Here is a 13,651-nt window from a genome sequence, read left to right as displayed (position 1 = left end):
CTACTGTTTTTGCCATTCCATGGTTTTGCATGGCGCCTCTTCCTCTTTGGATGAAGGGGCAGGGGAGAAAAACTGCGGTGAATGCGAGCCGGTCTCAGCGGGCGGTTTTTTATTTTTGAAAAGCAGTTCTTCCAGCGGCTTTAGAGAAATACCCTGTTTAAGCATGGTGTCGTTTAATTTGTTGGCGAATTTGGAAAAGAACAGTGTCCCTTCCTGAGAATCACCGCCAAGATGCTTTAATACGTCCCCGATAACGGGCTTAATCAGCTTATGCAATTCCTCAACACAAACACCGTCTATCAGTTTATCAGCGAGCAAGTCCAATAGTTTATAACTTGTCGTATCCTTAAGTAACCAGAAAAGCACGCATTTGTCCCGGTTCTCTAATAAGGGACCTGGATTTTCCAGCCAGGTTTGCAGGGGAATCTGGTTAATCAGGGCAGGATGCTGCTCCAACAAGAACAGGATCAATTGCCGGCCTGTCGTGGTGGTGGAAAACCAGTAAATCGGGGTGGTATCAAGACAACCGCGACCATACCACGCGTCAGCCGGGATTTGTGTGATCAATTCCGGATTTTTAGTTAGCACTCGGGTAAGAAAATGGTTATTTTCATCGGCGGCTAAACAATGAATCATGGAACCCTTATGGCTTGGCCGATAGAGAATTTCCGGTTTGATTATGAAAGGCAACTCCGGGTGTTGCTGCAGAAGCCTCTCTAAAATCGGGCTGCCTTGAATGGCCAGGCTTTCAAGTGGAGTAAGCGTCTGATTGAACAGATGGGTTTCTTTAAGCCAGAATTCGAGAGGAATTTTAGCTAAAGACTCAGGATTCTTATCAAGCCATCGTTTCAGCAGGTTGCTCCCTTCCCGGGTAAAGAGCAGTGCATGGAGCAGGGTAATGGAGCATTTAACCCCTTCTCGGATGACCATAAAATTTTCACGGCACAATTGTTCAGGCGAAAAGGAAGGGACTGAACTGCTGAGGTAGTAAATTTGGTTGTAAAGTGGGAGTGTGCGCTCATCGACATCCTGTAAATCGGGATTGGCTTTAAACGGGGCAAGCAGCAGTGAAACCCAAGGGGTCATGCGAGCGCCCTCTGCGTGATTGTATTCTTCAAACCATTCCATCAAGGGAATTTTTTCCAGAGCTTCACCCTGATGGGCCTGAGCCATGAGCTCAAGAATGTGCGGACAGCTTATCGTTAAGCGAAAAAGCAGCGAGGTATTCACCGGCCCATGCGCTGATTTGGCAATCCATAATGACGTGGGAATAGCCTTTAAAAGGGCTGGGGTATGTTTTAATTGATGATGCAAAATGGTCGCTGTGACATTGTTATCGCATAGAAAATGCAAAAGCGAACGCTCAAGTCCAAAGGTATCAACGGTCATTGATAATGTTTTAACCGTAAACAATTTTTTATAAATGGCATCCAGTGAGACGGAGCCTAGGGCTTTCTTCACTTTATTGTAATGGTTAAGCGAGTAGATGAACAAGTTCGAGTAGTGTCGTTTGCGGGTTGGAATGGGGATGGTCAACCAAATTTTTTCAAGCTCGGTGGGGTTAGCGAGCCGTTCATGATTAAACACCTTTTTTTCTTTCGCCGCGGTCACCAGCGCCATGACCAGTGTTTCGGGCGCGAGTTCTCTGATTGTCGGGGTGGGGACTGGTTTTTTTCCCGCTTTTTTGCTGATTTGGTTAATTTTTTGCAGTGGAAGCGCGGTGTTTTGTTTATTGGCTGATGGCTCAACGGTCTTCTGGGTGAACTGCTGTTCAATGGCTTTAGCCTGTTCGGATTTGCCTAATTGTTTGAGTTTATTGGCTTCGTTAATCCAGTCTTGCTGGGAGGCGGGGGTGGGTTTGGGTTCGGGGTTGTTGTTATTGTTGTTGTTATTGGGGTTTTGAGTGAGTTTGAGGGTGGTTTGTTTAAGGGGGGTCAAGAGGTTTTTGCGTTGATGAACGCTGCTGTCTTCGACGATGGCGAGTGATTGTGTGGCGCGGGTGAAGGCGGTAAAGAGTTGGTTGAAGTGGGGAGCGAAGGAGGCGTCGCCCTGTTCGGCCTTGGCGCGGTGCTGTTGAGATTTGGCGGCGGTGTGGTTGATTTTTTTGCTGGCCTGGTTGCAGGTGTCGTGGTCAAAGAGTCGGTAGGCGGCGATGTGGGGGTATTCGAGTCCCTTGATTTCTTCGGGGGTGAAGACGAGGGGGGTGTTGAATAATTCTTTGGCTTTTTCCTTCCACTCAGGAAGGGTGACGACGGCGAAGCGGGTGGTTTGCGCTAATTGTTTAAGGGGGGTGTTTTTGGGCAATTCGTTGGGCTCGACCCATTGCACGAGTCCGGGATTGGCTTTTTGCTGTTCGGAAGGGATGATGCGTGCGTACTCGAGCTTATCGGCAAGTCCGCCGGTCAACCGCTGCTTGATGTCGAGGATGGCATTGGCGAGGTCAACGACATGGCCCGGGCATCGGTAGGTGACTGGGAGTTCAATGTGGCTTACGCCTGAGCTTAAGAGGAACTGGCGTTGAGACAGGGTGTCCTTAAGGCTTTGGTTGCTGTCCATGCAATAGGCGATTTGGCTGTTACGGGCGGCGCGGCGCAAGTTTTTAAGTTCAAGCCCGGAGAGGTCTTGCGCTTCGTCAACGACCACGAGGTCGAAGAGGTCGCTTTGCTTTAAGGTATGGAATTCGGGATTAAAGGCGGTGTTTTTCTCATCGTCGTGTGCTTTTTTATAGCTGGTGTAGGCATTGATGAGCCACTGGCGCTCGTTGTCGTTTTTAAACTGCTCATGCCGGGCGCTGATGCCGCCGGGGTTGTCGGGAAGGTAGCCGCTTAAATAACGGAAGGCCTGATACATGGATTCGGTGTTTTTCAGGAAATCCTGAAAGTCGTCGCTTATCGTCTGTTTGGCGGCTTTGGGGCGTTGAGGTGGCTTGCGATGTGGTTATCGAGCCAGGCCATGAAGTCGGCCTTATCCTGGGCTTTTTTGTTCTTAAGCTCCGAGGCTTGCTGCGCCAGGAATTGCTGATAGGTGAGGAACTGGACTTTTTTTCCGGCTTCGGTCTGGGCGGCTGGCAACTGCAGCCACATGCTGTGCATGGTTTCGGCTAATTTGGCGGATTGGGTGACGTAGAGCAGGGGCTTTTCCGGCACTTCCGTGTATTGATTAACCGCCTGTTCGAGGATGGCGAGGGCGACACAGGATTTTCCGGAGCCGGCAGCACCGCTGATGACGGCGGGGAGCGGGGTTTTAACGGCCTTCTCCTGGATATCGCTTAGGGTAATGAAGGTCTGGTTGTAGAAGCTGACTTTCTGGTATTCAATGGGCTCTTCTTCCTCCTTGGACTGTGGGTTGGCCCACAGGGCAGGCAGGGAGTCAGCCTTGACAAAGGTGAATTCCCCCTTGCTTAGGGCCTCTGGCACGTTCTGCTCTAAAAACTGGCGTAAGACCTGCGGCTTTAAGAAACGGCTTTTGTGGTAATCGTGATTTAAAACCACGTCCAAAAGCAGCAGGCAAGATTTGCCGTTGACCGTTACCGTGGTAAACAGCAGACGGTCGCTGTGGTTAACCCGCACACTGTAAACGTTGTGCCCGGCTAACTTTTCCAGGTCCGCTTCCTTGTAGTCCCCGTTTAACAGCTTGCTGACGACGTCCCTGTACTGAATTAAATGACTGCTGTCCCCTAATACTTCCTGCCAATACAATACTTTTTGCACGAATTGATTCTAAAAGTTCAAATTGTGTGAATATTAATCAATTCGTATTGGGAAATCAATCGTTGCAATAACCTACTGGCTGGCGCTAATCAGAAGCGAGATGATGTAACTGAAATACACCATGATCAGTAAAACCCCATGCCAGCGCGCTAATTTTCGTTTGTTGCGGTAACTGCCCCATAACAGGATCAGGGTGGCGCCAAACATCACGGGAACATCCCGCCACAAGACCGCGTGGCTGATGACCGCGGGATGAATCATTCCCGGGAAAATCATTACGGTCAACAGGTTAAACAGGTTTGAGCCGAGAATATTGCCCACCGCAATGTCATCCGCACCCCGCAGCGCGGCAATGATGGACGTCACCAGTTCGGGCAGACTTGAACCGAAAGCCACGACAGTGAGTCCGATGATTAATTCACTCACGCCCAAACCGTGCGCCAGGCCGGCACTGGCTTCAATCAGGTAGCGGGCGCTCAAGGGCAGGATAATCAGGCCTAACACAAAGCTTAAGGCATGGAGGCTGATGGAGCGTTTACGAAACCAGGCCTGTTGAAATTCCTTGTTGACTCTGGCGGCCACCAATGACTGGCGGGAGGTCAGCAGCAGATAACTTAACATCGCCACACAGGCCACTAAAAAAAGGCAACTGTCGACGATGCCAAGGTAACCGTCGAGCATGAGGGAATAGGTAAACAACATCACTAAAAAAAGCAGGGGGTATTCCCGGCTGAGCAGGGAAGATTGCAGCGTCAGCGGTTTGATTAAGGCGGTGAGACCCAACACCAGGCCAATGTTGGCAATGTTGGTGCCGATGGCATTGCCAATGGCGATATCCGGCAGACCCTCCAGGGTGGCGTTCACGGCAATCATGATTTCTGGCGCTGAGGTACCAATGGCAACCAGAGTAAAGCCTATCAGTAAGGGCGGCAGGCGATAATTGTAGGCAATGCCAGAGGCGCCCGTCACCACATGGTTGGCTGACCACAGGAGCGCGGCAAAACTGATTATCAGCATGAACAGGTTATACATTTCTTCTCTCAAGGATGACCCGCTACAGATGATACTGGATTTCGGTCCTAACACAAGAGAACATCATGCAGCGGGTAAGGGTGGTGACCGGCCAGTTGCCCTGTTCCATGGTTTTCTCCTGAGCGGGTTCTGATTCAGGCAAGGGATTCCCTTTAGCCGCCAGCGGCCCATCCTTGTCGAGCAATTTCTGTATAAAAACTTTGCAAATTGTAGACTGAGTGTGATATCATTTCACTCTATCAACACGGTTGGCAGACGTTGCCCACCTCTTAATGTTTCTAAAATGAACAACTAACGCAACAGCCATCCTCGAGGTGGCGTCAGATACAGCAACTCACTCATGTCTTATGAGGAGTTATCAATTTAAAAAAATGAACCCGTGTTCATTGCAGGGCATTGGCCTCGGGTTTCTGACAAAAAAAAATGGTAATTAAAATGGTAAGCAATCAGTTCTATTTATTTCGTAATCGTTCATTCAGCCTGTTTACCGCCAGCTGCATGATGGCCATGTTTGGCAACGGTTTGACTTACATCATCATGGTATGGACTCTGATGCATTTCAGTGCTTCGGTGGTTTCTACGGCGTTGTTAATGACCTGCTTCTGGTTACCCAATGTGTTGCTGGGCCCTTTTTTTGGCGTGATTGCCGATCGCTACAATCGTAAATTTCTGCTGTTGCTGGCGAATGGCCTGCGGGCGGCCTGCCTGTTTGGCTTTGGCTTTCTGGCGCAAAATCACATGACGGCTTTTTCCATTTATGTGTTAGCCGCAGTGATCGGTTCCCTGCTCGCGGTGTATATTCCAGTCGCCATGACCTTTGTCAGGGAAATTGTCGATAAAAAAGATTTGCTTTATGGCAATGCGACGGTGGATATTGCCTATGAGATCGGGGCGGTTTTGGGTATGGGCGGTGCCGGCCTGATTCTGGCGATGACGTCTTCTTCGGCTTGTTTCATAATTAATGGCATCTGTTATCTGCTGGCCATGTTGCTCCTGTTTGGCATTCAATACCGCCGCAATCAGGATGAACATGACAACAGGGATTCGTTATTCACCCAGTTTGTTGAAGGCGGACGCTATGTGCTGGCTAACACCCCCTTGCTGCTCATTTATTTAGTTCAAGGCTTGTTCTTTGTTTGCATGATGACGGCGCCCGTGTTGCTTGCGCCCTATGCGAAAGGCATTCTGCACAGCAATGTTACTCAGTTTGGCTGGCTTGAAGCCCTGTTTTCATTGGGGATTATCGTAGGGGGGTGCATCAGTCCCTGGCTGGCCACGCGGTTTTCCATTCCCAGGATTATTCTGGTTCAGGTTGTCCTTGGTACAGTCTCGTTTTATCTGTTTAGCCATACCCAGAACACCCATTGGGCGATTTTTTATCATTTCCTGATTGGGTATTCCTTTTCAGCCTGGGCTTTATTGACCACGTTGGCACAGGAAATGACGGCTCTGGAATTTCAGGGTCGGGTGCAGTCTCTGTTTAACAGTGTTTCAGGGGTGGTGATTATTCTGTTTTATTACCTGCTGGCGCAATGGAAAAATATTCCGGTGAACCAATTGTATTTTGGCGAAATGGGTCTGTTGCTGGCGGCGGGCGGTTTTCTGCTGTTAATGACGCTAAGCCAGCGCCGCCGCGACAGCCGATAACCTCGGGATGGATGTCGGTTGTTAAGTCAATACGGGCTATGCCGCCAGGTATTCAAGGTAGCGTTCGATGATATCACGCATGGGCTTGGCCAAAGCGAGCTCGGTGGCCGCGACAGCATGAACCCATTGGCCTTGCGGTTGTTTAAAGGGGTGCTTGACGGACAAACCTGTATGAACCAGATTGACCGTCATGTGTAAATGAAAATGGCTAAACGTGTGTTTGATGAACGTTAATTTCTCAATCTTTAACGTGTTAAAACCATAGTGAGCCTCGATAAACGGTTCGACAGGGCTTTCTGTGTCGAGACTGGGTACACACCAGAGGCTGCTCCACAACCCTTTCGGCGGGTTTTTTTCAAGGTAAATTTCCTGATTGTCCCGGCAAAGCAATAAAAATTGCCGATGCCGGACGGGGAGTGGCTTTTTCTGTTTTTTAAAAGGGTAGTCGCTGACTTTTCCATGCTTGAAAGCAAGGCAGCTGGTTTGCACGGGGCAACGGGCGCATCCCGGGTTTTTACTGGTGCAGCAGGTCGCGCCCAAATCCATGATGGCCTGAGTGTAATCGGCACACCGCTGCAAAGGCATGCAGTCCTGGGCCAATTGCCAGAGTTTGTTTTTCACCTCAGCCTTTTCAGGCCAGCCATCGACCATAAAGTAACGGCTTAAAACCCGTTTGACATTGCCATCAAGGATTGCCGTGGGGCGATTAAAGGCCTGGGAGGCAATGGCTGCGGCTGTGGATGGACCAATACCAGGAAGTTCTGCAAGGGCGGTGACATCCTGTGGGAATTCACCGCCACACTCGCTGGCAATGAGCTGGGCTGTGCGGTGCAGATGGCGGGCCCGGCTATAATACCCCAGGCCGGACCAATGGGCCATGACCTGCTCTTCGCTTGCCTCGGCCAAAGCGTGCACCGTCGGAAAATGGTGCATAAAACGGTCAAAATAGGGGAGAACGGTTTGCACCTGCGTTTGCTGCAGCATGATTTCCGAAACCCAGACACGGTAGGCGCTGCGCGGATGCTGCCAGGGCAAATCCTTGCGGCCATACTCATCATACCAGGCTAGAAGCGGCAGGCTGAATTGCTTAATCAATGGGTTTTGCATGTTAACGTAACATAGCCTTTAATTGATTGTGCACGGCTTTAACCGGCAGAGTCAGGGTTTCGGTGAGAAAGGTCTGCGTCAACAACGGGTTTATTTTTTTCATATCCGGCAGGATTAAGGGTTCAATCAGGGTTCCTTTCACCAGCAGAGGAATGGCGCCGCCCAGTAATTGCTGAATTTTATCCGCGTTCTCATTGTTAAAGATCACCTTGGCCACCAGAGCCCCCGAGAGGGAATAATCAAACAGGTTGATTTGGCCGCCGCCTTTCAATTGCAGGCGGTTGGTCTGCAGAACGAATAAATGACTGTTTAACAACCCGTTTTCAATCCGATACTGTGAGGCCATAATCTTAAAGTCGGTATTGCCCTTAAAGAAAGCCGGGTTAGTCCACGTCTCCTCGGGTTTAGCCGACTGGTCCGCGGCGGATTTATTGAGAAAAAGAGAATTAATCCGGGCATTGGTTTCCTGAATCATCTGGTTGACATTCATTGCCATTAATGTGCCGTCTTTGACGGTGACATTGCCTTTACCGCTAATGGACTGAGGCCATTTGAAATCCTGCAGATCAATTTCCGTGTGCAGGGAAAAATCAAGACGGCCTTTCAGCAGTTTTCTGGCAAAAAGGTCATGAATCAGTCTGTTGCTGTCCAAATCGGTAGCCGTCTGGTTTAAGTGAAGCCTGGCCTGTTGCGGATCATAGTGCAAATCGCCTACTGATTCACCGCGATAAAGGCTTAAGGTGAGAGGGTTTAGATCCAGAACTCCTTCCTTGTAGGACGTATTCGCCTGCAGGCGATCGACCTTCAACTGCTGAATGCCCAGGTCCAGCAACGTCAGTTGTCCAAACAAGGGCAGGGATTTAAGTTCCACATCCGAAAGCCACTGCGTCGTCAGTCGGGTGTTCCCCTTAAACAGGAACTGCGCGTGCAGAAAGGGCTGCTCCTTTTTACTGACAGTGACCCTGCTTTTTAACTGGAAGGGGAAGGACTGCTGCTGCAGGTTGAATTGTTCTGCGCCAATTTGCAAACCGGAAAAGATCACCTGACTCTGGTCGCGGGTAACGATTAATTTGCCGTGGCTGAGCATGACGTTTTTTATGGCAAATTGCTGCGCCAGCGGTTCCGTCTCAGGGTAAGGCTTTGCCTGCGCCGGGGGACTGATACGGCCCGCACGCTGATCAATGGCGACAGTAAAGCCATCGACGTTCAGTTCGCTAAAAACGAGATTTCCCCGTAACAACTGGGTCAATTTAAGGTTAAGCAGAAGGTTGTCGATGGTTACAGCAAAGGGAGAGGCACTGTGCGGGTCGCCAATCTGCACGTGCGTTATTTTGATTCGTGGCCTCGGAAAAACATGCCAGCTGACGTCACCCTTGATTTGGCCGGATTCATGCGTCAGCCGTTGCAGTTCCGCATTAACATAGGCCTTGATGATGTCTGGTTTGAGCGAATTGACTACGCCCCACATCACGACACAGGCCAGAAACAGGGGGATTAATAGAACAAGGACCCGTTTTTTGAGGGTGGTCATGATTTAACAACAGAATAAAAACCGCAAGCATATACAATACGCCACGACTGTCAAGTGAACGAAAAAAAATTTTTATAGGATGGGAGCATCCGCTTCTGACCATTCTTTTTTCTTTTTTGAGGTGGTGAATAGACGGGGTAAGCTAAAAAATCTATTGCAATTTAATTTTGGTGGAGTTAACCTGATAGTCTTCCCCCGAAAAAAGTGGAAGACAAGGCGTTTTGATTTTGCTTTAGTTTTACTCAGGATGAGTCAATTAAAACAAGGAGAGCGTCATGCAACCAAGTCAATGGGAAATAATTGTTCTCAAACCTACCAAGGTTTTTTTATCTTTCCTGGCCGCTCAAATAAACGACATCGATTTACCCGATTTACGTTTGCTTCAAACAGACAACACGGCTTATGTTATACCAAAACAAACGAATGATGAAGAGACTTTAAACGAAATTGAACGTCATTTTCCTACAATGTTCAGACACGAAATCTGCCGTTGGTTGGGAAAAGAGGCACGTAACGACATCGAAGGCAGTTTCCTGGATTTTCTCTGCTGCTTTAAATTCGAACTGCACTCTCATATCGTACTGATGGAAGACTCCGTAGCAGAAGGCCGCCAACTGCTTCGTGTCCGACCCCGTTCCGTGTTATTGAAATGGATGAAAACGGCAGTTGAGGATGATCACGAATTGTCCAATGTGCTTGAGCGAGTCAATATTTCACACCTGGCAGAAAATGCGACGGTGGTAATCAAGAATTTCGATCACCTCGCTGAAATCAAACCCTTCCTGAAAGAATACTACCGTCCCATTTTCGAAGCGGAAATGCTGCGCATGTGCGATCGGGAAGAACAATGGCCTGACATTGATTCCTACCAGGCATTCAGCCGTTACTTTACGGTTGATATCCATACGCAATTGATTCACTTGCAATAAGGAGAGTGAGCATGGAACCAGTCACTATTGCTATCATCTGCGCGGCGGTATTTGGGGTAGTCGGTATTCTTGCCGCTTTCATTCGACAATTATTAATCAGCCGGGATAAGAACTTAAATGATCAGGCGCAATTGCGTGCTTTGGCGCAGGAAGCGACAGAATTAAACAAACTCCGCCAGCAAATGGCCAGCAATAAACGTTTTGACTCCCATTATCAGGCTTTAGGCTCTAATAAAGAAGCCATTCAATACCTTGATCAAAAGATTGAAGACATCCTTAAAAAGAAAGAAGAACTGATCCATCGTTATGCCGAGGTGGCGATTAGGGAATCGGAAACCATCATTTCCGGCGAACAAGCGCCTGGGCGCAAAGAAGCCTGTGATAAGCTTAAACGCGAAATCGACAAGGAAATCGAGTTTTACGACAATGAACTTGCCTTGCTGCAAAAACGCCGTGCGGCGCTTTGGGATAGCCATTCGGAATTGCAGGATTACTTGCTTGATCAGGAAGGGCGTCGCAATCGCCATCTGGATACCATTTATCAACGCCACACGGGCCTATTGGAAAAAATTTATCTGCGCCATAACTACAATAGCGAACATGTCGCCAGAGACAGTTTAAAATCAACCACGTCCACCTTTAAATCGGCGCTGATGTTGCCTTTGGAGTTCTTGCTGGGCTTTTTCAGAATATCCAGCGGCATTGATCCGGAACAAGCCAAAAAAGAAGCTCAACAACGGGAAGACGTGGCAGAGGCTGAAACGGACATTAATGAAAGCGACGAAAACACCAAAGAGGACAGCAGCGACAATTCAGCCGATGGCGCGTCAACGGATGAAAAAACGCCTCTCAGGAAACACCCTAAAAAAGTGGAATTCGCTGTCAGTTGATCAAGGCCTGTATCGCCCTCTTCGAAAAGGAGAGGGCTTATCGTCATGCCGTAACCTTCAATTGGCCATCCAATACTCCTGAGGGAAGAGGAACCCGTCAATGCTCGCTTTCATTCAAGCAGTTAGATTTTAATGGTCAAACGCCACAAAATAGTGCATAATTCAACCAATGATATCAGAGGATGATCCAAGTGGTTTATATTAGGCGTGACAAAAGCGGTCAAATCACCGCCATTACCGAGCAGGGGGATAACCAGGCAGAGCAATTGCCTCTCGATAATCCGGAAATTATCGAATTCCTCAGTCGTTGCGAGGGTCACGACCGGTATAAACTCATCCAGTCCGATCTGCAATTGATCCGGGTTTTGGAAGACTTGATTGACGTTTTAATCAGTAAAAATATAATTACAATAACCGATTTTCCTAAATCTGTTATTGATAAGTTATTGGCCCGCCAGAGTATTCGCAAACGTTTAACTGGCGCTATTGGTATGGAGTTTGGGGATGATCAATAAATTTTTTCGCAGTGCTGTTTTTTCGTTGTCGTTACTTTGCTTGCCATTGCTTCACGCAACCAGTCTGGATGACCTGCTGCCAAATGAGCGAAACACCATCGAGGTGTTCCAACGCTTTTCGCCCAAGGTCGTTTATGTGCATCGCTTAGCCAATGTCATTAAACCGACGGCGAATCATGCCTACCAGAAAGCACACGTTCCTGCGGGCGCAGGTTCCGGCTTTATCTGGGATGAGAAGGGGCATATTGTCACCAATTACCACGTTGTCCATGGCGCGGATCAATTGAGCGTTACCATTGATAACCGTACGGTACCGGTCAAAGTCGTTGGTTCTGAGCCCCGTAAGGACATTGCCGTATTGCAAATTACCTCCCCTCAGGTGCTTGAAAAATTAAAGGGATTTAAACCGTTTGAATTAAGCCGTACCGGCGATCTTCTCGTCGGCCAAAAGGTTATTGCTATCGGAAATCCCTTTGGACTGGATCACAGTCTGACGATTGGGGTGATTTCGGCCCTGGGCCGCCAGGTGCCCGGAGCGGGTGGGGTGACGATTCGCGACATGATTCAAACCGATGCGTCAATCAATCCGGGTAATTCCGGCGGCCCGTTGCTCGATTCAAAAGGGCGATTGATTGGCATGAATACCGCGATTTACTCCAATTCCGGCTCATCAGCGGGTGTGGGCTTTGCCGTGCCGGCTGATGACATTCAGCGAATTGTACCTCAGCTGATTAAAAACGGCCGTGTGGTATTGGCCGGTATTGGCATTCAGCGTGTGGAGCCCAGTATCGCTACCCGCCTTGGCATTGTTAAAGGCATCCTGATTGCCGATGTACTGCCCAATACGCCGGCGGCAAAGGCAGGCTTGCGTGGGACGCATCGCGACAATTGGGGACGCATTCAACTCGGCGATATCATTGTTGCGCTAAACGGCCATCCTGTAAAAAATTACGATGCACTTTATAATCTGCTGACGGATATTCAAGTGGGTGATGCCGTGAATCTGACGATCAACCGCCAGGGCAAACAAATCACTCAGAAAATCAAAACCATAGATATTGCAGCCTATTAATTCTTCCTGTCGGGCCCTGGGCCCGACTTGTTCAATAACCGTATTGCTCGCGATAAGCCTGCATTCGTTTCACTTCTTCCTTTGCGCCCTCTTCGTTCAAATATTCCACCAGGTCAAAAAAGGTGACGATGGAGAACACTTGAATGCCCTGGGCTTCAATTTCCGCCACCGCCGAGGTGTTGCCTGCCCCACGTTCGCAACGGTTGAGTGCAATGACGACGGTGGTTAAGTGCCCGCCGTGGGTATGAATGTGGTTTTGCGCCTCGCGAAAGGCGGTGCCTGCCGAGATCACGTCGTCAATCATGACGGTTTTGCCTGAGAGTGGCGCACCAATTAATTGCCCACCTTCGCCATGATCCTTGGCTTCCTTGCGGTTAAAGGTGATTGTGGTGTTAACCCCTCGCTCAGCCAGGGCGACGGCGGTGGTTGTTGCCAGGGGAAGGCCTTTGTAGGCGGGACCGAACAGGTGTTGACAATCAATGTGATGATCAATAATCACCTTCGCATAAAAATGGCCAAGGTGGCGCAGCGAATCACCGTGATAGAACAGGCCAGCATTGAAGAAATAAGGGCTTTTCCGTCCGGATTTCAGGGTGAATTCACCGAATTTAAGTACATCGCAGGCCAAGGCCATGCGAATAAACTCTTTTTTAGAGTAAGTCATCATAGAATTGTTCATACTGTTCAAAATAACGAGCCTCCACCGCAATATTAAAAAAAATCGTTAACAATCAACAAAAAACTGATATGCTAGAGGTATGCCAGTTGGGTCTGGCATGACGACGTATCCATTGTAGCGCAAATTTGATGGTATCAGGGTATTCCTTAAGGGTTGTCCGTGCAATTTGAACTGGAGTGGATGCTAAAGTATTAGTTCTACCCTTCCAGGTAGAGGAGCTAAAGACAAAGGGGATAGTGAATGTCGCAAAGAGAAAGTGGCCATGTTAAATGGTTCAATGAAAAAAAAGGATTTGGATTTATTGTCAATCAGCAGGGTGATGACATATTTGTACATTACAAAGATATCCAAGGCTCTGGATTTAGAACTCTCCATGAAAACGATACCGTAACTTTTATTCTTGACAAAGGTCCCAAGGGATATAAAGCACAAGATGTTGTGATTGTCAGCGAATAAGCCTTTGCGAAAGCTGCAGATGGTTTAAATCTGCAGCAGCTGAATGCCCTGGCTTGACCACCCCTCTTAAGAATCGCTATGAT

At 48.7% G+C, this 13,651-nt stretch carries 12 protein-coding genes; 6 read left to right on the top strand and 6 right to left on the bottom strand.

Features of this window, described 5'->3' with window-relative positions:
- The 3 genes from GH742_RS10115 to GH742_RS10105 form a co-directional block, all read right to left on the bottom strand.
- Positions 1–2,850: a hypothetical protein gene (locus tag GH742_RS10115; RefSeq protein ID WP_203454848.1), complete on the bottom strand. Its 2,850-nt coding sequence runs from the start codon at positions 2,848–2,850 to the stop codon at positions 1–3.
- A 38-nt stretch (positions 2,851–2,888) separates the two neighbouring features.
- The gene (locus tag GH742_RS10110; protein WP_203454847.1) at positions 2,889–3,710 is read right to left on the bottom strand and encodes a hypothetical protein; all 822 of its coding nucleotides are present in this window, start codon (positions 3,708–3,710) and stop codon (positions 2,889–2,891) included.
- Between the two features lie 72 nt (positions 3,711–3,782).
- Positions 3,783–4,727, bottom strand: coding sequence for a calcium/sodium antiporter (locus tag GH742_RS10105; protein ID WP_239005199.1), 945 nt, complete (start codon positions 4,725–4,727; stop codon positions 3,783–3,785).
- Between the two features lie 450 nt (positions 4,728–5,177).
- On the opposite strand from GH742_RS10105, the gene GH742_RS10100 reads away from it, so the two are divergent.
- Positions 5,178–6,389 (top strand): MFS transporter, encoded by a 1,212-nt coding sequence (locus GH742_RS10100; RefSeq protein WP_203454845.1) that lies wholly within the window; start codon positions 5,178–5,180, stop codon positions 6,387–6,389.
- Positions 6,390–6,425: 36 nt separating this feature from the next.
- Here the strand turns inward: GH742_RS10100 and mutY are convergent, their stop codons facing one another.
- Together mutY and GH742_RS10090 are read right to left on the bottom strand one after the other, a co-directional pair.
- A complete protein-coding gene (gene mutY / locus GH742_RS10095) occupies positions 6,426–7,496 on the bottom strand; it encodes an A/G-specific adenine glycosylase (protein ID WP_203454844.1) in 1,071 nt (356 codons plus the stop codon).
- Between the two features lies 1 nt (position 7,497).
- A complete protein-coding gene (locus tag GH742_RS10090; RefSeq protein ID WP_203454843.1) occupies positions 7,498–9,027 on the bottom strand; it encodes an AsmA family protein in 1,530 nt (509 codons plus the stop codon).
- Between the two features lie 275 nt (positions 9,028–9,302).
- Between GH742_RS10090 and GH742_RS10085 the strand changes: the two genes are divergently transcribed.
- The 4 genes from GH742_RS10085 (at position 9,303) to GH742_RS10070 (ending at position 12,433) form a co-directional block, all read left to right on the top strand.
- Entirely contained in the window at positions 9,303–9,956 is a 654-nt protein-coding gene (locus GH742_RS10085; RefSeq protein ID WP_108292877.1) for a hypothetical protein, read from the top strand.
- Between the two features lie 11 nt (positions 9,957–9,967).
- Positions 9,968–10,846: a hypothetical protein gene (locus GH742_RS10080; RefSeq protein WP_203454842.1), complete on the top strand. Its 879-nt coding sequence runs from the start codon at positions 9,968–9,970 to the stop codon at positions 10,844–10,846.
- A 182-nt stretch (positions 10,847–11,028) separates the two neighbouring features.
- Complete coding sequence (locus GH742_RS10075) at positions 11,029–11,361, top strand: hypothetical protein (protein WP_370569460.1); 333 nt, start codon at positions 11,029–11,031, stop codon at positions 11,359–11,361.
- A complete protein-coding gene (locus GH742_RS10070; RefSeq protein ID WP_203454840.1) occupies positions 11,351–12,433 on the top strand; it encodes a S1C family serine protease in 1,083 nt (360 codons plus the stop codon). Before GH742_RS10075 ends, GH742_RS10070 begins: the two co-directional genes overlap by 11 nt.
- A gap of 31 nt (positions 12,434–12,464) precedes the next feature.
- On the opposite strand, the gene pyrE is transcribed toward GH742_RS10070, so the two are convergent.
- Complete coding sequence (pyrE, locus tag GH742_RS10065; protein ID WP_203456914.1) at positions 12,465–13,097, bottom strand: orotate phosphoribosyltransferase; 633 nt, start codon at positions 13,095–13,097, stop codon at positions 12,465–12,467.
- Between the two features lie 255 nt (positions 13,098–13,352).
- Here pyrE and GH742_RS10060 point away from each other — a divergent pair, with 255 nt between their 5' ends.
- A complete protein-coding gene (locus tag GH742_RS10060) occupies positions 13,353–13,568 on the top strand; it encodes a cold shock domain-containing protein (protein WP_058531354.1) in 216 nt (71 codons plus the stop codon).
- The last annotated feature ends 83 nt before the right edge of the window (positions 13,569–13,651 follow it).

The organism is Legionella sp. MW5194, assembly GCF_016864235.1.
Taxonomy (GTDB): domain Bacteria; phylum Pseudomonadota; class Gammaproteobacteria; order Legionellales; family Legionellaceae; genus Legionella_C.
The sequence above is the reverse complement of the archived record's forward strand: the minus strand, read 5'-3'. Positions and strand labels throughout refer to the sequence as shown.